General features: G+C 62.8%; 17 protein-coding genes. 11 read left to right on the top strand and 6 right to left on the bottom strand.

Annotation, left to right across the window (positions count from 1 at the left end; all coding sequences use genetic code 11):
- Positions 1 to 247: 247 nt before the first annotated feature.
- Together P0D68_RS14060 and P0D68_RS14055 are read left to right on the top strand one after the other, a co-directional pair.
- On the top strand, positions 248 to 1,849 hold the full coding sequence (locus tag P0D68_RS14060) for a purine-cytosine permease family protein (RefSeq protein WP_408296892.1): 1,602 nt from the start codon (positions 248 to 250) through the stop codon (positions 1,847 to 1,849).
- A gap of 68 nt (positions 1,850 to 1,917) precedes the next feature.
- Entirely contained in the window at positions 1,918 to 3,309 is a 1,392-nt protein-coding gene (locus P0D68_RS14055; RefSeq protein WP_408296894.1) for an NAD(P)/FAD-dependent oxidoreductase, read from the top strand.
- A 137-nt stretch (positions 3,310 to 3,446) separates the two neighbouring features.
- Here the strand turns inward: P0D68_RS14055 and P0D68_RS14050 are convergent, their stop codons facing one another.
- Entirely contained in the window at positions 3,447 to 3,815 is a 369-nt protein-coding gene (locus tag P0D68_RS14050; RefSeq protein ID WP_408296896.1) for a cupin domain-containing protein, read from the bottom strand.
- A 212-nt stretch (positions 3,816 to 4,027) separates the two neighbouring features.
- On the opposite strand from P0D68_RS14050, the gene P0D68_RS14045 reads away from it, so the two are divergent.
- On the top strand, positions 4,028 to 5,473 hold the full coding sequence (locus tag P0D68_RS14045) for an aldehyde dehydrogenase family protein (protein ID WP_408296898.1): 1,446 nt from the start codon (positions 4,028 to 4,030) through the stop codon (positions 5,471 to 5,473).
- 35 nt (positions 5,474 to 5,508) lie between these two features.
- On the opposite strand, the gene P0D68_RS14040 is transcribed toward P0D68_RS14045, so the two are convergent.
- A complete protein-coding gene (locus P0D68_RS14040) occupies positions 5,509 to 6,459 on the bottom strand; it encodes a LysR substrate-binding domain-containing protein (RefSeq protein ID WP_408296900.1) in 951 nt (316 codons plus the stop codon).
- Positions 6,460 to 6,576: 117 nt separating this feature from the next.
- Between P0D68_RS14040 and P0D68_RS14035 the strand changes: the two genes are divergently transcribed.
- Together P0D68_RS14035 and P0D68_RS14030 are read left to right on the top strand one after the other, a co-directional pair.
- Positions 6,577 to 7,749, top strand: a complete 1,173-nt coding sequence (locus P0D68_RS14035) for a M20 aminoacylase family protein (RefSeq protein ID WP_408296902.1) — start codon at positions 6,577 to 6,579, stop codon at positions 7,747 to 7,749.
- A 65-nt stretch (positions 7,750 to 7,814) separates the two neighbouring features.
- On the top strand, positions 7,815 to 9,188 hold the full coding sequence (locus P0D68_RS14030) for an MFS transporter (protein ID WP_408296904.1): 1,374 nt from the start codon (positions 7,815 to 7,817) through the stop codon (positions 9,186 to 9,188).
- A gap of 864 nt (positions 9,189 to 10,052) precedes the next feature.
- On the opposite strand, the gene P0D68_RS14025 is transcribed toward P0D68_RS14030, so the two are convergent.
- Positions 10,053 to 11,306, bottom strand: a complete 1,254-nt coding sequence (locus P0D68_RS14025; RefSeq protein ID WP_091795149.1) for an MFS transporter — start codon at positions 11,304 to 11,306, stop codon at positions 10,053 to 10,055.
- Complete coding sequence (locus P0D68_RS14020; protein ID WP_091795146.1) at positions 11,303 to 12,292, bottom strand: PRC-barrel domain-containing protein; 990 nt, start codon at positions 12,290 to 12,292, stop codon at positions 11,303 to 11,305. The genes P0D68_RS14025 and P0D68_RS14020 overlap by 4 nt, the downstream gene beginning before the upstream one ends.
- A 463-nt stretch (positions 12,293 to 12,755) precedes the next feature.
- On the opposite strand from P0D68_RS14020, the gene P0D68_RS14015 reads away from it, so the two are divergent.
- The 4 genes from P0D68_RS14015 to P0D68_RS14000 all read left to right on the top strand — a co-directional run bounded on the left by P0D68_RS14015 (position 12,756) and on the right by P0D68_RS14000 (position 15,993).
- Positions 12,756 to 14,138, top strand: coding sequence for an NCS2 family permease (locus P0D68_RS14015; protein ID WP_408296906.1), 1,383 nt, complete (start codon positions 12,756 to 12,758; stop codon positions 14,136 to 14,138).
- A gap of 213 nt (positions 14,139 to 14,351) precedes the next feature.
- Positions 14,352 to 14,834, top strand: a complete 483-nt coding sequence (locus tag P0D68_RS14010; protein WP_408296908.1) for an ArsR/SmtB family transcription factor — start codon at positions 14,352 to 14,354, stop codon at positions 14,832 to 14,834.
- A complete protein-coding gene (locus P0D68_RS14005) occupies positions 14,831 to 15,169 on the top strand; it encodes an SRPBCC family protein (RefSeq protein ID WP_408186220.1) in 339 nt (112 codons plus the stop codon). Before P0D68_RS14010 ends, P0D68_RS14005 begins: the two co-directional genes overlap by 4 nt.
- Before the next feature lie 86 nt (positions 15,170 to 15,255).
- Positions 15,256 to 15,993: a DUF899 domain-containing protein gene (locus P0D68_RS14000; RefSeq protein ID WP_408296910.1), complete on the top strand. Its 738-nt coding sequence runs from the start codon at positions 15,256 to 15,258 to the stop codon at positions 15,991 to 15,993.
- Positions 15,994 to 16,046: 53 nt separating this feature from the next.
- On the opposite strand, the gene P0D68_RS13995 is transcribed toward P0D68_RS14000, so the two are convergent.
- Positions 16,047 to 16,892, bottom strand: a complete 846-nt coding sequence (locus P0D68_RS13995) for a helix-turn-helix transcriptional regulator (RefSeq protein ID WP_408296912.1) — start codon at positions 16,890 to 16,892, stop codon at positions 16,047 to 16,049.
- A 338-nt stretch (positions 16,893 to 17,230) separates the two neighbouring features.
- Between P0D68_RS13995 and P0D68_RS13990 the strand changes: the two genes are divergently transcribed.
- Positions 17,231 to 18,067, top strand: a complete 837-nt coding sequence (locus P0D68_RS13990) for a carbon-nitrogen hydrolase family protein (protein WP_408296914.1) — start codon at positions 17,231 to 17,233, stop codon at positions 18,065 to 18,067.
- Positions 18,068 to 18,262: 195 nt separating this feature from the next.
- Positions 18,263 to 19,618 carry an APC family permease gene (locus tag P0D68_RS13985; protein ID WP_091795126.1) on the top strand — a complete coding sequence of 452 codons (1,356 nt, stop codon included), beginning with the start codon at positions 18,263 to 18,265 and terminating at the stop codon, positions 19,616 to 19,618.
- Positions 19,619 to 19,703: 85 nt separating this feature from the next.
- On the opposite strand, the gene P0D68_RS13980 is transcribed toward P0D68_RS13985, so the two are convergent.
- The gene (locus P0D68_RS13980; protein WP_091795123.1) at positions 19,704 to 19,886 is read right to left on the bottom strand and encodes a hypothetical protein; all 183 of its coding nucleotides are present in this window, start codon (positions 19,884 to 19,886) and stop codon (positions 19,704 to 19,706) included.
- Positions 19,887 to 19,952: the final 66 nt, after the last annotated feature.

Raw genomic sequence — 19,952 nt, 5'->3', positions numbered from 1 at the left:
GCTTCGACGTTTGCGCCGGCCGTGCCGCCTGGCGAGTCGCGAGGCGACCTTCCGGCGTACCCGTAGAGCCTTATGGGAAAAGGCTTTTCCGTTACATCGCCGGCGATCGAAGTAAAGGTTGGGCGGACGATATTTTTGCCCGCGGCGATTGTCTTTACAGTGGCGTCCAGACATCTGAGAAAAGTGGACGCCGCACCCCTGTGGCGAGCCATTGTGATTGACCTGGCCGTTACAGGAATCGGAGACAATGAGCAGCAACAGCATCACTCAAGTCGAAACATTTGGTTTCGAACGCATTCCGGATCGCTCGCGATATGCGCGGCCGATCGATCTGTTCCGCTTGCTGTTCGGCGGCTGCAATACCTTTTCCACCTCGGTGCTCGGCAGCTTTCCAGTGCTGCTCGGCCTGTCGTTCAAGGCGGGCGTCTATTCCATCTTGATCGGCGTATTGATCGGTTCGTGCATCCTCGCGCCAATGAGCCTGTTCGGTCCGCGTAACGGCACCAGTGACCCGGTTTCCTCCGGCGCGCATTTCGGCATTCATGGGCGGATCGTCGGCTCGTTTCTCGCGTTGCTGACCTCGGTCGCGTTCTTCTCGCTGGCGGTGTGGAGTTCGGGCGATGCGCTGGTGGGCGGCGCGAATCATCTGCTCGGCCTGCCGGTCAACGGGATGACGTTGAGCTTCGCTTACGGTCTTTTCGCGGTGCTGGTGCTGACGGTGTGCATCTACGGTTTCCGCTTCATGCTGTGGGTCAACAAGATTGCGGTGTGGGCCGCGAGCCTGCTGTTCGTGGTCGGTATCGCCGCGTTCGCCGGTCCGTTCGACAGTGCGTATGCCGGCAAGGTCGCGCTCGGTTCGGCGGGTTTCTGGCCGGCGTTCGTGAGCGCCGTGCTGGTCGCGATGAGCAATCCCGTGTCGTTCGCCTCGACGCTCGGCGACTGGGCCCGCTATATTCCGCGGGACACGCCGAAAAAGAACACGATTCTCGCCGTGATGCTCGCGCAACTCGCCACCTTCGTGCCGTCCTTCTTCGGCCTCGCCACGGCGACGATCATCGCCGGCAAGGCGCCGGATTTCATCGCGTCGAATAACTACGTGGGCGGGTTGCTGGCGATCTCGCCGAACTGGTTCTTTCTGCCGGTGTGCCTGATTGCGATCATCGGCGGCATGTCGACGGGCACGACGGCGCTGTACGGCACCGGGCTCGACATGTCGAGCATGTTTCCGACATTCCTGAACCGTGTGCGCGCCACGTTGCTGATCGGCAGTCTCGCAATCGGCTTCATTTTTCTCGGCCGCTTCGCGTTCAATCTGGTGGAAAGCGTGTCGACGTTCTCGGTGCTGATCAACGTCTGCAGTTCCCCATGGATGATGATCATGATCATCGGTTTCGTGACCCGGCGCGGCTTCTACCTGTCCGACGATTTGCAGGTGTTCAATCGCGGCGGTCGAGGCGGCCACTACTGGTTCACGCACGGCTGGAACTGGCGCGCGATGGGCGCGTGGATTCCGAGCGCGGTGATCGGCCTGTGCTTCGTCAATCTGCCGGATCAGTTCGTGGGCCCGCTCGGGCAGCTCGCCGGCGGCCTCGACATCAGCATGCCGGTTTCGCTGACGCTGGCCTGCACGCTCTACCTCACGTTGCTGCAGTGTTTCCCGGAGCCGGACGGCGTGTACGGACCGCAAGGCCGACGCTGGTTGCGTGCGGGTTCGCAGCGCAATATGAACGTGCATCCGGTGGTCCCGGCGAGCCGGCTCAAAGCAGCCGCGCAAGGGCAGGCGAAAGCGCAGCGCGCCACGCGTGCGGAACGTGAAGAAGCGGTGCTGGACACGCAGGACGCAGGTTGAAGCGCGCGCCGATGCGTGCAGAATCGTGCGGTACGAGTAATGGTTTTCAAATCAGGCAGGCAAACAGCATGAGCGAGTCAGTAAAGCGCGCGTTTGAAGGGGTAAAGCTATTTCCGTTCTGGCTGGACAATCCGCGCGCGTTGGCTGTCGAACGGGAACTGATCGGTCCGACTTGCGCGGATCTGGTCGTGGTGGGCGGCGGCTTTACCGGTTTATGGGCCGCGATTCAGGCGAAAGAAGCCGACCCGTCGCTCGACGTCGTGCTGATCGAGGCGGGCAAGGTGGCTTACGGCGCTTCGGGCCGTCCGGGCGGCATCATCTCGACTTCGGTGATGCACGGTCTGCCGAATGCGACACGGGTCTTTCCGCAAGACCTCGACGTGCTCGAAAAGCTGGGGCAGGACAATCTCGACGGCTTCAAGGCGTCGTTGACGCGCTACGGCATTGAAGCGGATGTCGAATGGAACGGCGAGATGACCGTCGCGGTCGACCCGGGCCACCTGGGCCACCTGAAGGGTGACTACGAACTGCATATCGCGCATGGACATGACGTGGTGTTGCTCGACAGCGAAGGCGCGCGCGAGCAGCTCGATTCGCCGCTCTTCGCGGGTGCGATGTGGTCACGCAACCGCAGCGGCACGATTCATCCGGCCAAGCTCGCGTGGGGGCTGAAGGGCGCGGCGCTGAAACTCGGCGTGCGCCTGCATGAACATTCGCCGCTCACGCGCCTCGAAGACCGCGGCGCGACGATGATCGTGCACACGCAGGCGGGCCGCATCGAAACGCCGCGCGTGCTGCTCGGCACCGGCACCGCGGACGTCGGCGTGACCGACATCAAGCGCCGGGTGATGCAGGTGCGCGATCACATCATCGCGACCGCGCCATTGAGCGAAGAGCAGATGGCGCGCATCGGCAGGAAGAATCGCCAGGGCATTTACGACACGCGCACGCAGCTCAATTATTTCCGGCTCACCCAAGACAATCGCATCATCTTTGGCGGCCGGGTGAGCTATCACTTCGGCGGCGACCCGAATCCCGCAGCCGATCGCGACGAAAGCACCTATTACAAACTCGCCGAAGCGTTCTACCGCACCTTCCCGCAACTCGACGACGTGCGTTTCACGCATGCATGGGGCGGCCCGATCGACTACTGCTCGCGCGGAGCCGTGTTCGCGCGCCGCTATCACGGCGGCAAGAGCGTGTTCGTCGCTGGTTATACGGGCTTCGGCGTGGCGGGCAGCCGCTTCGGCGCGAAGATGGGGCTCGACATGCTATGGCATCGCGATACGGTGATCACGTCGCTCGACATCTCGCGCAAGGGGCCGTCGTATATACCGCCGGAACCCGTGCGCTGGATCGCCGCGAAGATCACTTTCAATGCGTTCGACGGCGCGGACGATCGCGGCGGCTGGCGGCGTCTGTGGATCAATTCGATCAAGGCGCTGGGTTTTCCGATGTAGCCCATGGCTTCCGCGCAGTGGTGGCGGACGCGTTTTTTTTGTGTTGCCGCCGGAATAAAAAAACCGCACCTTAGCGGGTACAGGTGCGGGTGCGGTTGCAGGTGAAGCAACGAAGCAATGCAGCGATGCAGTGTGAATCAACCGCAGTACACGATGCTGTACTTCTTGGTCGCCACCGGCATGTGCCACGTACCCGAGAAGCCTTTGTGCAGGATGAAGGCGTCGCCGGCTGCATAGCGTTCGCTGCGGCCGTCGTCGCTGGTGATCACGACTTCGCCTTCGATCAGCACGCAGACTTCGTGGATCGGCAGGTCGGCCAGCTTCAGCGTGCCCGCATCGCATTGCCACACGCCGGCGGACAACATGTTGGTGGCGTCGGAGTAAGCATTGAGGGCGTGCGGTGCCCTGGCGCCTTCGAGAATGACGTCGGCCGGATCGTGCAGGGCCGGGTTCAGGCCGGATGCGCCTGGGCCTTTAGCGTCGATGCGGGTGAAAGTGGTGCTCATGTGTCTCTCCTGGTGGAATGGATCGATGTCGCTATCGTTGAGTCGATGCGAAAAATGGATTCGAAGCCGGAGTCTGAGCCAAAGCTGCGTAGCGATGAATTTCGATTTGAAGACATTCAGATTGAGCGGCGTCGATGTAAAGCGGGTGACGCCGCCGCGGGTGCGATTGGCCCCCCGTCTGACCTGAAACATTCACGTAAAGGACAAGCCTCATGCAACACGCCAAGCAGTTCTATATCGACGGTCAATGGGTCGAGCCGCTCGGGTCGATCGAGCAGGCCAACGCCGCCACGCTCGACGTTATCGATCCGTCCACCGCCACCGCGTTCGCGCAGATATCACTCGGCAGCGCGGCGGATGTCGATCGCGCCGTCGCGGCCGCGAAGCGCGCGTTTCCCGCCTATAGCGAAACGACGATCGCGGAGCGCATCGATCTGCTGCAAGCGATCCTCGACGTCTATCGCAAGCGCTACGACGACATGGTGCATGCGATCAGCCGCGAGATGGGCGCGCCGCTCCAGTACGCGAACGACGCGCAGGCGTGGACCGGCGTCGCGCATCTGGAAACGATGATCCGCACGCTCGACACGTTCGAGTTCGAGTCTCTGAAAAACGGCATTCTGATCCGCAAGGAAGCCGTGGGCGTGTGCGGGCTGATCACGCCGTGGAACTGGCCGGCTTTGCAGATCACCACCAAGGTTGCGCCCGCGCTCGCGGCAGGCTGCACGATGGTGCTCAAGCCGTCGGAACTGGCGCCGCTGTCGGGGATCATCTTCGCCGAGATCCTCGACGAAGCGGGCGTGCCGGCCGGCGTGTTCAACCTCGTGAACGGCGAGGGCCGCACCGTGGGCGAAGCAATGTCGTCGCATCCTGACATCGACATGATGTCGTTCACCGGTTCGACGCGCGCGGGCGTGCTGGTCGCGAAGGCCGCGGCGGATACGGTCAAGCGCGTGCATCAGGAACTGGGCGGCAAATCGGCCAACCTGATTCTCGAAGACGCCGACCTGAAAGAAGCCGTCATGCGTGGCACGCGTGCCTGTTTCGACAACAGCGGCCAATCGTGCGATGCGCCCACGCGCATGTTCGTGCCGCGTGCGCATGAAGCCGAAGCGCTGGCCTATGCGAAAGAGGCCGCCGAAGCGCTGCGCGTCGGTCCTGCCAATGCGGCGGATACGGATCTCGGGCCGGTGATCAGCGAGCAGCAGTTCGACAAGATCCAGCGGCTGATCGGCGTGGGCATGGAAGAGGGCGCCACGCTGGTGGCCGGCGGCTTGGGCCGTCCGGAAGGATCGAAGAACGGCTACTTCGTGCGGCCGACGGTATTCGGCAAGGTCACGCCGGAGATGACGATCGCGCGTGAGGAAATTTTCGGACCCGTCCTGTCGATCCTCGCATACGACTCCGAAGATGAAGCCATCGCGATGGCCAACGACAGCCTCTACGGTCTCGCCGGCTACGTGCAATCCGGCTCGCTCGAGCACGCCCGCGCGGTGGCGAAGCGCCTGCGCACCGGCACGATCTATCTGAACTACGCGGACTACAATCCCGACGCGCCGTTCGGCGGCTTCAAGCAATCGGGCAATGGCCGCGAGTACGGCGAGTTCGGTCTGGAAGACTTTCTGGAGATCAAGGGCGTGGTCGGTTACGGCGCCTGAGTGTGCGCAGCGGCATGCTCCCACGCATGCCGCGACTAAAGCAGCAATTCGATCGAATGAAACAAGCGGCGCTGCTCGGCATCTTGCGAGCGCGCTCCTTCGTCTATGACTTCACGCAGGCATTCGAGAAAGCACGCGGCCGCCGGACTCGTCGGCGCGCTGCGGCGTGACGTGATGCTGACAATGGTTTCGTCGACCGTCTCTCGCAGCGGCAGCGCCCACAACTGCTCCTTCGCGAGCGTCACTTCAACGAGCGGCCACGGAAAAATGCTGAGCATGTCCGTGCGCGCGAGCAAACCCAGCACGACCGCCAGCGAGTGCGCCAGATGAATGGTGTGCGGCACCTGCATGCCGCGCTTGCGGAACACATTGTCCGAGATCGACTCGCGGCTTGCCGGGTCCCAGTTCAATACCCACTCCGCGTCTTCCAGTTCGAGCAGCGTGCGGCAACCGGCTTTCGGATGATCGCGCCGCGCGACCACGGCCGAATGCGTGGAGAACAGCGGCACGTTGTGAAACTCCGATTGCGGCGACGCGGGCGGCGGCCGACCAATCGAAAAATCGAGGCTGCCGTCGCGCAGACGCGGCTGCACGACCGCGAGCAAGCCTTCGAAGAATTCCAGTTGCACTTCCGGCATGCGCTGGCGGAACCGCTGCACGGTAAGCGGCAGAAACGTCAGCGCGACCCACGGCGTGACGCCGATCGACAGCTTGCCCGCGGCGGCGCCGCGTAGCGCTTCGATCTCGGCTTGCGCCCGCTGCAATTGCCCGAGCACCACGCGCGCATGCACGACCAGCGCGCGGCCGAACTCGGTAAACGCGACGCCGCTTGCGCTGCGCACCACCAGCGGCGCCTGTAGATCGGCTTCCAGTTCGCGCATGGCCTTGGTCACGGCAGCGGGCGACAGGTCGAGCGAACGGGCGGCGGCCCGGATACTTCCAGTATCGGCAATCGCCGCTAATGTGCTGAGTTGATGCAGTTTCATCTGACAATGAGCGAATAGGGTGGCAACCAGCGGTTGCTGCCGCAACGATTCTACGCCTGCCGCTGGAAAATCGGCGTCGTTATGCTGGGTTCACGCTTTCATTGATGGAGACACGACGTGAACACCATGGCCATTCCGGCGGGCATCGCCGAACTCGAAGACGAAATGATCGCGCTGCGCCGCCGCATTCACGCGCAGCCCGAGCTGGCTTACGAAGAGTTCGCCACCGGCGATCTGGTCGCCGAACGCTTGCAGGAGTGGGGCTACACCGTGCACCGCGGGCTGGGTCAAACGGGTGTTGTCGGGCAACTGAAAGTTGGCGCCAGCACGCGCAAACTGGGGCTGCGCGCCGACATGGATGCGCTGCCGATTCACGAGACCACCGGACTGCCGTACGCGAGCAAGGTGCCCGGCAAGATGCACGCATGCGGCCATGACGGTCACACGGCCATGCTGCTCGCCGCGGCCAAACATCTGGCGCAGGAAAAGTGCTTCGACGGTACGTTGAATCTGATTTTCCAGCCCGCTGAAGAAGGGTTGGCCGGCGCGAAAAAAATGCTCGAAGACGGCCTGTTCGACAAATTTCCGTGCGACGCCGTGTTTGCGATGCACAACATGCCGGGTTTCCCGACCGGCAAGTTCGGCTTCCTGCCCGGGTCTTTCATGGCTTCGTCGGATACGGTGATCATCAAGGTGACCGGGCGCGGCGGTCATGGCGCGGTGCCGCATAAGGCGGTCGATCCGGTGGTGGTGTGCGCGCAAATCGTGCTCGCGTTGCAGTCCATCGTCTCGCGCAACATCGCGCCGCTCGATATGGCGATCATTACCGTCGGCGCGATTCACGCGGGCGAAGCGCCGAACGTGATTCCGGAGACGGCCGAGATGCGTCTTTCGGTGCGCGCGTTGAAACCCGAGGTACGTGATTACTTGCAGGAGCGCATCACGGCGGTGGCGTGCGGCCAGGCGGCCGTGTTCGGCGCGCAGGCGCATGTGGATTATCAGCGCCGCTATCCGGTTCTCGTCAACGACGCGGCAATGACCGGTCTTGCGCGGCAAGTCGCGCTCGACTGGCTCGGCGAAGGCGGCCTGATCGCCGATATGCAGCCGCTCACCGGCAGCGAAGACTTCGCGTTCCTGCTGGAGCGTTGCGCCGGCAGCTACCTCATCATCGGCAATGGTGACGGCGAGGGCGGCTGCATGGTCCACAACCCCGGCTACGACTTCAACGACGATTGCCTCGCCACTGGCGCGGCTTACTGGGTGAGACTCGCGCAGGCGTTTCTGGTCTGACGCAGCAGCGTTTGCATGGGCGGGTCAAGCCGCGCATCTGCAGGAAGCACATCACGGAGACACAGATGGACTATTCCGCCACACCGCAACCCGCGGGCACCGAAGCGTTGAGCATGCAGAGTGCGACGGCAGCGCAACCGGCGAGGCGCGCGAGCCACGCTAAAGCGATTGCCGCGATTACGCTCGGCAACGGTCTCGAGTTTTTCGACTTCACGATCTACAGCTTCTTTGCGACGATCATCGGCAAGCTGTATTTCCCGGTGGAAGGGCAACTTGCGCAACTGATGCTTGCGGTCGGCACGTTCGGCGTGGGTTTCATCATGCGGCCGGTGGGCGGCATCGTGCTCGGGGCGTATGCCGATCGCGCGGGCCGCAAGGCCGCGATGAGCCTCACCCTGTGGCTGATGACGCTCGGTTCCGCGATCATCGCGTTCGCGCCGACTTATGCGGCGATTGGTGTCGCTGCGCCGCTGCTGGTGATTCTCGCGCGGCTGATTCAGGGCTTTGCTCTGGGTGGTGAGATTGGTGCATCGACGTCGCTGCTGCTTGAATACGGTAGCAATAAAACGCGCGGCTTCTACGGCAGTTGGCAGTTCGTGAGCCAGGGCTTGAACACGGTGTGCGGATCGCTGCTGGGTGTCGCGTTGGCGGCGGCGCTTTCGACCGCGGCGCTGGAGAGCTGGGGCTGGCGCGTGCCGTTCGTGATCGGCATGGCGATGGGGCCGATCGGCATCTATATCCGGCGGCATCTGGATGAGACGCTGCCGGGTATCGAAGACGGCTCGGCGCCGCACTCAGGCGGGAGTGCGGCGGCTTTACAGCCCGCCTCGCAGCCGGTGCGCAAGCTGTTTCGCGAGCATTCCGGCGTGATTACGACGGGCGTTCTGACGACGATCGGCGGTACGGCGGCGAACTATATCGTGCTGTTTTATCTGTCCACGTACGCGATCCGGATTCTGCATTTGCCGATGTCGTCGGCGCTCTGGGCCGCGTGGAGTGCTGCGGTAGTGACGGTGATCTGCTCGCCTTTTGCTGGCGCGTTGTCGGATCGTGTTGGGCGTAAGCGCGTGTTGTGGGTTTCTCGTGTGCTGCTGATCGTGGCTGTTTATCCTGCGTTCATGATTATCAATGCTTCGCCTACGGTGCCGGTTTTGTTGTCGGTGGTGGCGGTGCTGGGTGTGCTGGTTGCGTTTACCGCGGTGCCTAATATCGTCATGTTGCCGGAAATGTTTCCGCGTGAGATTCGTGCTACCGGGATGTCGATTGTTTATTGTCTCGGGGTTTCTATTTTTGGTGGGTTTGCGCAGTTTTTTGCTACCTGGTTGATTCAGGTTTCCGGGAGTAATCTCGCGCCGGCTTGGTATCTGATTGGGTGTGGGGTGGTTTCCTTGTTGCCGTTGCCGTTTATGCGGGAGACTGCTGGGCGGGATATTGGGTAGTGGTTTTTTCTTTTGGTTTTGGTTTTCGGGGCTGTGGGCTTCTGGTTGTTGGCCTTTCCTTGCTTTCTTAGTGGTCTATTGGCGTTGCCCCTGTGCGGGGCGGCACCTACTTTCTTTGCCGCGGCAAAGAAAGTAGGCAAAGAAAGCCGCTTTGAACCGCCAGCTCATAAGCGGGTCCCCCGCGCAGCCACGGTAGTGGTGCATCTGGAATCCGTGCCCTCGCACATTCGGCGCTTGTGACAAGGCAGTCATTCTTCCGGCGGCGCTGCGCGCGCCGTCGCGGTCATTCGTGCCTATACCGATGCAGGCGCCATCGGTTGAAGGCCCGCGATCAGCCCGCGAAGCAGCCAGAATCTCGTCAGTTTTCCTTGCGAGCGTCGTCAATCCAGATCCTCTTGCCAAGCTGGCGACTGCCGCGGAGACGGCAGCCACCATGGCGAATCCGATTAGGAAAGAAGCGATGAATTCTATTCGCGCTCAGTTCTCCTAACTATTGTGGCCGCCGAAAGAGATCAAAAAATCGCGGCCGCGCATCGCAGACCGATCCCTGAACTACAAACGTTTTGCCGAACTACCGCGACGGCGCGCGCAGCGCCGCCGGAAGAATGACGGCCTTGTCACAAACGCGGAGTGTGCGAGAGCACGGATTCCAGATGCACCACTACCGTGGCTGTGCGGGAGACCCGCTTATGAGCTGGCGGTGTAAAGCGGCTTTCTTTGCCTCCTTTCTTTGCCGCGGCAAAGAAAGGAGGTGCCGCCCCGCACAGGGGCAACGCCAATAGACCACTAACAAAGCAAGGAAAGGCCAACACCCAAAAACCACAACAAAAAAACAAACCGCCGCCAGGCAAAAAAGCACCACCATCACCGAGCCGCCGACTTCTCCCCATCCGCCACCGGCGCTTCCCCGTCAGCAGCCGCCTCGCGAGTCTCCGGCATGGCCGCCCACACGAGCAAAACAGCCAACGCCCCAGCCGCGGCGAGACCAAAAAAGCTCACGGCATTCCCAAAATGATCGGCCACGAACCCAGCCGCCGTAGTACTCAACGTAGCCCCAATCCCGGCCGCCAACCCGAACAATCCGATACACAGGTTATAGCGTCCCTTATCGCCGGCCACATCGGCGGCAATCAGCGGCAGCATCACCCCAAACACGGCGGCGCTCAAACCGTCGAGCATCTGGACCGGCACGAGCAAATAAGGGCTGCTGATTCCGGCAAACAGCAACGCCCGTATCGGCAGCGCTGAAAACCCGAGCAGCAGAATCGGCCGACGTCCCCAACGTTCGGCCGAGCGCCCGACCCACGGTGACATGATCGCCACGATCGCCTGCGGCACGATGATGCACGCCGCAATCACGAGTTGCACGTTGTCGCCCATGCCGGCCGTCACTTCGCCGGCGGCAAGATTGAGCATCGCCGCATTCGACAAATGGAACAGCACGATGCACGCCGCGAACAGCAGCATCCGCTTGTCGCGCAGCAACTCGCGCAGACTCTCGCGCCGCTCGATCTGCTGCGGCGTCGGCGCGGCCTTCGGTAATTCGACGGTGTCGGTGCGCTGGATCATCGTCAGCGCGAAGAGGGCGGGCACGGCGAGCGCGGCGGTCAGCCAGAACACCGCGCGCGGCGAGTAGTACTCGCCGAACAGGCCCATCAGTCCGGCCGCGACCGCGCTGCCGATCGACGCCCAGCGCGCATTGCGCCCCAGCCGGTCGCCGAGATTCGCCCGTCCCACCAGCGCGAACGAAATCGCGGCGAGCGCCGGCGTCAGCATGCAACTCGCGAAGCCGTGAAACACCTCGGCGGCGATCACCGGCAGCACCGTCGGACTGACAGCCAGCAGCACCGCGCTCAGGATGATCGCGAAAATCGCCCAGGCGGCCGCGCCTTTCTTGTTGCGCAACGCATCGACGGCGGCGCCGCCAGGCACCTGGCTCACCATCGCGCTGATCGTGCCTACAGACAGCGCCATGCCGATCTCGCCCTGCGTCCACTTATGCGAGGCGAGGTAGGACGCGATGAACGGTCCAAACCCTGTTTGCACGTTGGCGACGAAAAAATTCAGCCAATCGAGCGCGCGCAAGCTGCGCGCTGTTACCAGTGTGCGGCCTGTCATCGGGCCGCCCGTGCGTTGGAAACCGCCGTGGTCGTGGCCGCGGCCGCAGGCGCCGCAACGGCGGCGGGCGCGGAAGCCGGAGCAGGGGCAGGCGCCGGCGCGGGAGGCGGCGCCGGCGACACCGCGCGGATCGGCTTGTCGCTCGCATAAGGCGGCGTTGCGTTTATCTGCGCATCGCTCAACTCGAGTAGCGGATGCAGCTCCTTGTCTTTGGTGACGAAGCGCAGCGCCGACCAACTGGCGGCAATCGTGCGCCGTTCGGTGCTGACCATGCCGTTGACGTCGAGCACGACCGCCTGCGGCTGTGCGTTGGCGTCGATCAGCACGTCGATCACGCGGCCGACCTTGGCGCCGTTCGAGCGCTCGACGGTGGCGTCGATCAGCGGCAATTGCAAAACGGCAGCGGCTTTGGCCGCATTCGCCGGAATCGCGGCGGCGTTGAGCGTGATGGGCGCGGTTTTCGCAGTCGGCGTGAAGCGGAACGCGCCCCACGGGAAGTTCACCTTGCGGTCGCCGACCCCCAGGAAACCCTGCAGATTCACGACCATTTCGCGCGGCTTGCCGCCGGCGTCCGCGATCAGATCGACCGCGCGGCCGACCACTTTGCCGTCGGGCTTCTGCACTTCGCTGTCGAGCAGCGCGCGCGCCTCGTTGCGCTCGATGGTGCGCAGCACGATCAGCGGCGCGGGCGGGGGAGGCGGTGGCGCAGGCGTGACAACCGGCGGCGGAGGCTCGACCTTGTGCGGCTTGACGACCGGTTTCTTCGGCTTTCTCGGCTGCTCGGGTTCGGCCGCTTCGGTCTCGACCGGTTCGGGCGCGGAGGCGGCCACCGGCGCGCTCGCGGGTTCGACCGGCATCACCGTGGCGTCCACGATCGGCGCCTGCTGCGGACCCCACAGCAAGCTGCTGCAACCGGACAGCGCGAAAAGCGCGAACACAGCAAGAAGCAAGAGACGCCAGGCAGGACGCGAAAAACCGCCGCTCATCAAGAAGGACTCCATGGGCCGGTGCGAACGGCCCGTGGGCCGCCGCAGTTAAGACAGGTACGGGCCAGAGTGTAACCCGCGACGTTGGGCGGCTCCGGTTTTGCAGGCAGTCTGACAGGTTGCCCCAAGCATGGTTCATGCCGCACCGGGCCGATTGTTCGCACGGTCGCATGGCCGCGGTCCATTGAGACGCGTCGAACCTCTCAAAACCCTTTCACATCTTTGTGACAGACCGTAGGTGTAAACGCGCGGGCTATGAAGCGGGTTTGCCGTCCCCTGAACGATATAAGCGTCGCGACATGTCGGGCATGCCAATCATGCGATGGGAGACATATTTGTGTTGCCCTACATTTCGAGACAGCAAAAAAAGATCACATCCCACATTAAATCAACGCAACGAGACGAACCTGATGGCGGCCGTATCGACGGCCGTTTCAGCACGCTGATAAAGGAGGCACTCATCATGATGGAACCCCACGCCCAACCGATTTCTGAAGTCGGCGCCGAATCATTCGACGGAAAGGGCTTTCTCGACCGCTATTTCGAAATCTCTTCACGCGGCAGTTCGCAGCGTCAGGAAATCGTCGCGGGTATCACGACCTTCCTCGCGATGGTCTATTCCGTGTTCGTCGTGCCGGGCATGTTCGGCAAAGCGGGCTTCGACACGAGTGCGGTGTTCGTCGCCGTGTGTCTGACCACGGCCTTCGGCTCGCTGCTGATGGGCGTGTGGGCGCGTCTGCCGATCGCGATCGGCTGCGCGATTTCGCTGACGGCGTTCACCGCGTTCGGCCTCGTGCTCGGCAAGGGGCTGCAGCCGAACGTCGCGCTCGGCGCGGTGTTCCTGATGGGCGTCGTATTCACCGCGATCTCGGTGACGGGCGTGCGTTCATGGATTCTGCGCAATCTGCCCACAGGCATCGCGCACGGCACGGGGATCGGCATCGGCCTGTTCCTGCTTCTGATCGCCGCCAACGACGTGGGTCTCGTCGTGAAGAATCCCGGCGCGGGTCTGCCGGTGTCGCTCGGCAATATCACGGCGCTGCCGGCGCTGATGTCGGTGGCGGGACTCGCGGCCATCTTCGGTCTGGTGCGCCGCCGCGTACCGGGCTCGATCCTGATCGTGATCGTGGCGATTTCGGCGATCGCGCTCGCCATCGATCCGGCCGTGTCGTTCCACGGCGTGTTCGCCGTGCCGTCGCTGAGCGCGCCGGGTCACGCTTCGCTGATCGGCGCGATGGACATCAAGGGCGCGTTGTCGATGGCAGTGCTGCCGAGCGTGCTGGCTCTCGTGATGACCGCGGTGTTCGACGCGACGGGTACGATCCGCGCCGTCGCGGGGCAAGCCGGGCAACTCGATGAAAACGGCCGCATCATCAACGGTGGCCGCGCGCTGACGGCCGATTCGCTGAGCTCGATTTTCTCGGGCCTGCTCGGCGGCGCACCGGCGGCGGCGTATATCGAATCGACGGTGGGCGTGGCCGCCGGCGCGAAGACCGGCATGGCGGCCGCGGTGGTCGGTCTGCTGTTCCTCGTGGTGATGTTCTTCTCGCCGCTCGCCGGCCTCGTGCCTTCGTATGCGACGGCCCCCGCGCTGATGTACGTCGGCCTGCTGATGCTCTCGAACGTCAGCAAGCTGCATATGGACGACATGGTCGACTCCATGTCGGGCCTGATGTGCGCGGTGTTCATCGTGCTGACCGCCAACATCGTGACAGGCATCATGCTCGGCTTCGCGACGCTCGTGATCGGCCGTGTGGTCAGCGGCGAGTACCGCAAGCTGAACGTGGGCACGGTTGCCATCGCTATCGTGCTGGTCGGCTTCTATCTCGGCGGTTGGGCGATCTGACCGTGGCAGGCAGTGAGCGGGGCGTTGCTTGACGCCGCGCTTCAAGCGATTGAATTCGTGCTGGAAAGCGAGAGCAACGTGGCGCGATACCGGCCGCATTGCTCGAGCCTGTAGTCGGTTGTTCTCCACCTTGACGCGGCGTGCGGCAGGCTTCATCTGCGGTGCGCCGCGTATCTTTTTTATCGTACTCCCCACGCCGCTTGCGGTGCGCTTTTGCGAAAACGCGTACCTGTCCTTGACATTCGTCGCTTCGTTTCTATAGTTAACCTCATGGTTAAGTTTGATGAAGCGTTATTGAATCGCACCTTTGCCGCGCTGTCCGATCCGACTCGGCGGGCGCTGCTCGCGCGTCTGTCGTCGAAAGATCTGTCGGTCAGCGAACTCGCCGAGCCGTTTGCGATCTCCTTGCCCGCGGTGATGAAACACCTCGACGTGCTGTCCGAGGCGGGTCTCATCACGCGCAGCAAAACCGGCCGCACGGTCGCGTGCCGCCTGTGCGCCGGGCCGATGGAGGAAGCCATGGAGTGGCTTGGCCGCTATCAGCGCTTCTGGTCCGAATCACTCGATCGTCTGGCCGCTTTCGTCGAAGAGGAGCAAAGCCCATGTCCGCCCAGCCCAGCCTCACCCTCCAGCGGCGTCTCAACGCCGCGCCCGCCAAAGTCTTCCGCGCGTGGACGGAACCGGCGCAATTCATGACGTGGATGCATCCGGGCGGCGCGGACGTCGTGCGCGCGGAACTGGATGTGCGCGTCGACGGGCGTTACGCGATCGTGTATCGCAAGCCGGACGGCAACGAAGTCGAGGTCAACGGTCAGTATCTGGAGGTGGTGCCCGACCGCAAGCTGGTTTTCTCGTGGGTATGGCGCTATAGCCCGGAGCATGAATCGCAGGTCACGTTGCTGCTGGAGCCGGACGGTGACGGCACGTGGCTCACGCTCACACATGAACGTCTTGCCGACGAAGCTCAGCGCGAAGATCATCGTCGCGGCTGGACAGATGGGATCGATTCGCTCGAACGCTACGTGGCCTGAGTGGTTTGCATGTCCCCAAAGTCCCCACGGGGAATTCCTTCGGGGTGTGCTGTTTGACCTGCACGACGCAGGCAAAGGAGACGCAGATGGAACCGCAACACCGTATTGGCTCGCAGGAGGAATGGCTGGCTGCCAGCCGGGCATTGCTGGCCGAAGAAAAAGCGCACATGCGCGCCGGCGACGAACTTGCTCGCAAACGCCGCGCGCTGCCGTGGGTCAGGATCGACAAGACCTATACCTTCGATACGCCGCAAGGCCGCAAGACGCTTGCCGATCTGTTCGACGGGCGCAGCCAGTTGATCGTCTATCACTTCATGCTGGGCCCGGATTGGGAGGAGGGCTGCGTCGGCTGCTCGTTCCTGTCGGATCACATGACAGGGATCGTCACGCATCTCGAACATCACGATGTGTCTTACGTGACGGTGTCGCGTGCGCCGCTCGCGAAGATCGAGAGCTTCAGGAAACGCATGGGCTGGACCTTCCCTTGGGTGTCCTCGAACGGCAGTGATTTCAATTTCGATTATCACGTGTCGTTCACCCCGGAAGAGTTGGCGAGCAAGAAAGCGTTCTACAACTTCACCGAGGACGATGTCGGCATCGACGAACAACACGGCCATAGTGTCTTCTACAAGGACGAGAACGGCGACGTGTATCACACGTATTCCTGCTATGGACGCGGTGACGAACGCTTCATCAATACCTATGCGCATCTCGACGTCACGCCGAAGGGCCGCAATGAAGACAGCAATCTGACCGACTGGGTCAGGCATCACGACCGCTATGAAGAAAAGGCGCAAGGCGGCTGCGCTGCATGCGGTTCCTGATAGAGCGCGGAGAACGCAGCGCTAGCGCAACCTTTCGAGAAAAGAGCGGGACGTTATGCGCCCTGGCGTCCCGCTTCATAGAACAGCGCGAACAGTTCCGACTGTGAATTGACGTTCAGTTTCGTATAGATGTGTTTCTTGTGCGCGCGCACGGTCTCGAACGAGATCGCCAGTTTCTCCGCGATGGCGCGCGTCGAAAATCCGCTCAAGGTCAGCATCGCCACTTCCACTTCGCGCGCGGTGAGCGAGGCGCGGCCGCCCGCCGACGCGACCTGCTCGAAGCGCGCCGCGTAGGCGGGGGCGTCGGTGGCGGCGAGCGATTCCGTGACCGTCTCGGCGACTGCTTCGTTGGAGGCTGGCTGCGCAGCGTGGAATGCTTCGTAGGGCAAGCGTTGCCGCAGCAGCGCGATTACCCACGGCGCGCACAGCGCGAGCACGGCCAGATCGCGCTCGGCATAACGATGCGTCGCGCCGAGCGAAAAGGCGAGCGTGTGTTGCGCGTCGATCATGTAGTTGAAGTGCACCTCGTCGCCGACGATATTTTTTCTGAAGTACCGCTGGTAGTAATCGGTCATCGAGAAGTTGTCCGGTGCGACATCGGCCAGCGTGACGAAGCCCGATGCGGGTTTCTCGGTGGCGGCGATATAAAACGGATCGAGTTGATAGAGCGCAGCCAGATAGTCCTGGAACATCGTGTCGACGGTGCCGTCCGGCATCGGCGATTCGGCGCACACGAGCGGTGCCTCGCCCGCTGTGAAGCGCAATGCGACCCAATTGTCGAAGGCGACATAACGTTCGAGCGCGCGCGTGAGGCGAGTCCAGAATTGCGTGCTATCGAGGGCTTCGATAACCGCGCCGATCTCGCGATGAAAGGCCAGATCGCGCCATTCGAGTTCCATGCGTGCTCCGATGAGGGTAACCCAGCAGGGTAATTACGGACAAAAATATGTCTGGTAATAATAGGCCCAACCTGATCGCGGGGTGGTCGAGAACGGCTGTCATTCAACGCGAAGGTAATCGGGATGGATAGCAATATTGCATGGGACCGGAGTAAGAGCTGTGCATGGGACCAGAGTAAGCGCTAAAGCGCCAACTCTGGTCGACAGCTAAAGCGCTAACTCTGGTCGACCGCTTTGCATGGGACCAGAGTAAGCGCTAAAGCGCTAACTCTGGTCGACCGCTTTGCATGGGACCAGAGTAAGTGCTAAAGCACTAACTCTGGTCGACAGGAGACAGAATGCTTCAACTCGAACTGGCGCAAATTCCCGTCGTGGATGGCGCGGTAGGTGTCGGCGGCGCGAATGTACAACGCGTGCTGCAAATCATCGGCCAACGTTCGGCCGAAACCGATCTGATCGTGTTTCCCGAAACCACGTTGTCGGGCTTTCCGACGCGGCATAACGTTGCCGAAATGGCAGAACCGATCGACGGCCCTTCGTTGAGCGCCGTGCGCGACGCGGCGCGCGAAGCGCGCGTGGCGGTTGCGGTGGGCCTCGCCGAACGCGACGGCAGCCGCTTTTTCAACACCACCGTGTTGATCGACGAACGCGGCGAGATCGCGCTGCGTTATCGCAAGACTCACCTGTGGGCGTCGGACGTCGGCGTGTTCGAACCGGGTGACCGTTTCGAAGTGTGCAGCTTCAAAGGCATGACGGTCGGTCTGCTGATCTGCTACGACATTGAATTTCCCGAAACGGCACGCGCGGTTGCGTCGCTGGGCGCCGATCTGCTGGTTGTGACCAACGGCAACATGGACCCGTTCGGGCCGGTGCATCGCCGGGCGATCGTGGCGCGCGCCATGGAAAACCAGATGTTCGCCGCGCTCGTCAATCGCATCGGATCCGGCGACGACAACCTCACGTTTCCCGGCGAGTCGGCATTGATCGATCCGTTCGGCGACGTGGTGTGCGACGCGGGCCGGCAGGAAGTCGTGCTGCGCGCAACGCTCGAGCGCGCGCGCCTCGAAGGCGCTCGCGAACATTATCGTTATCTGCACGACGCGCGCATTGCGCTCGATCTCGCTACCGAAGACGGCGCGCACGGCCAACGTGCGCGCGTGATTCGCGCGCGCTGAAGCGAACGTTCAGGCCGACACGCGACCGGGCCGGCATGCCGCCTGAACGGCGGTGCGGACCTGCCCGGCGCATCAGGCAAAGACCATCGGCGCGAATCGCGCGCCGCCAGCAAGTCCGATCGACCCGGCTCGACCGGGGCGCGTGCCATGCCGCGCCCGGGACGATGCTCGCCCATTCGCAAGAGGAGACACCGTATGACTTCATCATCCGCCGCCGAACCCGCGGCCCCACGCAGCGCGCACCTGAAGCGCACACTCGGCCTGCCGTCGGTCCTGCTATTCGGTCTGGCTTACATGGCGCCGCTGATCGTCTACGGCACCTATGGCGTGCTGGCGAGCGCCAGCCAGGACACCGCGGCGCTCGCCTATCTGATCGCGCTGATCGCGATCGTATTCACCGCGCTCAGCTACGGCAAACTGGCGCGGCTCTTTCCGGTGGCCGGTTCGGCCTACACGTACACGCGCAAGACCTTCAACCCGCATCTCGGCTTCATGATCGGCTGGGCCACCTTGCTCGATTATTTCTTCCTGCCGATGGTGATCTGGCTGATCGGCGCAGCGTATCTGAGCGCCGCGTTCCCGCACGTGCCGGCGTGGATCTGGATCGTCGCGTTTATCGTGCTGACCAGTGCGTTGAACATTCTCGGCATCGAACTCGCGAACCGCTTCAACATCGTGCTGATGGTGGTGCAACTGGCGATCGTCGCGTTGTTCGTCGTGCTGTGCTGCCACTATGTGACGGCGGCCGCCGGACCTGGCGGTCTCGTGTCGGCCGAGCCGTTCTTCAAACCGCACGTGCCGTTCTCGGCGACGATGGCGGGCGCGGCGATCGCCGCGTATTCGTATCTCGGCTTCGACGCGGTCTCGACGCTGACTGAAGAAACCATCGCCCCCGAAAGGACCATGCCGCGAGCCATCGTGCTGATTGCGCTGATCGGCGGCGCGATCTTCGTGATCGCGGCCTATACCGTGCAGCTCGCGCACCCGGGCGCGGTGTTCAAGGACCCGGATTCGGCGGCTTTCGAAGTCGCGCGCAAAGTGGGTGGCGATATATTCGTCACGGTGTTTCTGGCGGGCCTGATTCTCGCGCAGTTTGCCTCGGGCATCTCGGCGCAGGCGAGCGTGGGACGTCTGTTGTATGCAATGGGCCGTGACGAAGTGCTGCCCAAACGCATCTTCGGTTTCGTGCATCCTAAGTTCAAGACGCCGGCGCTGAACATCGCGATTGCGGGCGCTGTCGGTCTCGTCGCCTTGAAGCTCGATGTGGCCACTTCGACATCGTTCATCAACTTCGGTGCGTTCCTTGCGTTCACGGCCGTCAATCTGTGCGTGATCCGTCAGTTCTTCAACGCGCGGGGCAGTGCGAACGCGATAGGCGTGATCGGCGGGCTGCTGTTGCCGTTGGCCGGCGCGCTCGCCGACGTGTGGCTGCTGGTGAGTCTGGAGAAGACGGCGCTGGTGCTAGGCGCGGTGTGGTTCGTGTTGGGCTTGTGCTATCTCGGCTGGATTACGCGCTGCTTTCGCCAGGCGCCGCCGGAAGTCGCGGTGTGATCAAACGGTTGCGCGCTCGTTGTGCGCGCAACCGCGACAGGTGTGACGTCGCGATGCACGGCGTCACATGCGAAGCGCTGTCGCTTCAAAGCGACATGTCGAAAGCGGGCTTGAGGAAAACTTCGATCGCCATCACGACGAGCCCCATCGCTGCCGCCGACAGCGTCAACGTGCCGTATTCGTCGTAGCGTGCATCGTAGAGACACGCCACGACGAAAAGAATCGCCAGCAGATTGGTCAGCCAATCGAAATTCAGCGCCATAGTCATCGATCAAATCCGGGCTCATGCGCGACCCGGTTTGTCGAGCCGCGCGATCAGGTGAGCGCGATTCTA

Origin of the sequence: Paraburkholderia sp. RL17-380-BIE-A, from assembly GCF_046028085.1 — a bacterium.
In the GTDB taxonomy this organism is placed as follows: Bacteria; Pseudomonadota; Gammaproteobacteria; order Burkholderiales; family Burkholderiaceae; genus Paraburkholderia.
The sequence above is the reverse complement of the archived record's forward strand: the minus strand, read 5'-3'. Positions and strand labels throughout refer to the sequence as shown.

What these genes read in the sequence shown, in the direction of transcription:
- P0D68_RS14060 (WP_408296892.1), top strand. Translation starts at nt 248, where the DNA reads ATGAGCAGCAACAGCATCACTCAAGTCGAAACATTTGGTTTCGAACGC.
- P0D68_RS14055 (WP_408296894.1), top strand. Translation starts at nt 1,918, where the DNA reads ATGAGCGAGTCAGTAAAGCGCGCGTTTGAAGGGGTAAAGCTATTTCCG.
- P0D68_RS14050 (WP_408296896.1), bottom strand. Translation starts at nt 3,815, where the DNA reads ATGAGCACCACTTTCACCCGCATCGACGCTAAAGGCCCAGGCGCATCC.
- P0D68_RS14045 (WP_408296898.1), top strand. Translation starts at nt 4,028, where the DNA reads ATGCAACACGCCAAGCAGTTCTATATCGACGGTCAATGGGTCGAGCCG.
- P0D68_RS14040 (WP_408296900.1), bottom strand. Translation starts at nt 6,459, where the DNA reads ATGAAACTGCATCAACTCAGCACATTAGCGGCGATTGCCGATACTGGA.
- P0D68_RS14030 (WP_408296904.1), top strand. Translation starts at nt 7,815, where the DNA reads ATGGACTATTCCGCCACACCGCAACCCGCGGGCACCGAAGCGTTGAGC.
- P0D68_RS14025 (WP_091795149.1), bottom strand. Translation starts at nt 11,306, where the DNA reads ATGACAGGCCGCACACTGGTAACAGCGCGCAGCTTGCGCGCGCTCGAT.
- P0D68_RS14020 (WP_091795146.1), bottom strand. Translation starts at nt 12,292, where the DNA reads ATGAGCGGCGGTTTTTCGCGTCCTGCCTGGCGTCTCTTGCTTCTTGCT.
- P0D68_RS14015 (WP_408296906.1), top strand. Translation starts at nt 12,756, where the DNA reads ATGATGGAACCCCACGCCCAACCGATTTCTGAAGTCGGCGCCGAATCA.
- P0D68_RS14005 (WP_408186220.1), top strand. Translation starts at nt 14,831, where the DNA reads ATGACGTGGATGCATCCGGGCGGCGCGGACGTCGTGCGCGCGGAACTG.
- P0D68_RS14000 (WP_408296910.1), top strand. Translation starts at nt 15,256, where the DNA reads ATGGAACCGCAACACCGTATTGGCTCGCAGGAGGAATGGCTGGCTGCC.
- P0D68_RS13995 (WP_408296912.1), bottom strand. Translation starts at nt 16,892, where the DNA reads ATGGAACTCGAATGGCGCGATCTGGCCTTTCATCGCGAGATCGGCGCG.
- P0D68_RS13990 (WP_408296914.1), top strand. Translation starts at nt 17,231, where the DNA reads ATGCTTCAACTCGAACTGGCGCAAATTCCCGTCGTGGATGGCGCGGTA.
- P0D68_RS13985 (WP_091795126.1), top strand. Translation starts at nt 18,263, where the DNA reads ATGACTTCATCATCCGCCGCCGAACCCGCGGCCCCACGCAGCGCGCAC.
- P0D68_RS13980 (WP_091795123.1), bottom strand. Translation starts at nt 19,886, where the DNA reads ATGACTATGGCGCTGAATTTCGATTGGCTGACCAATCTGCTGGCGATT.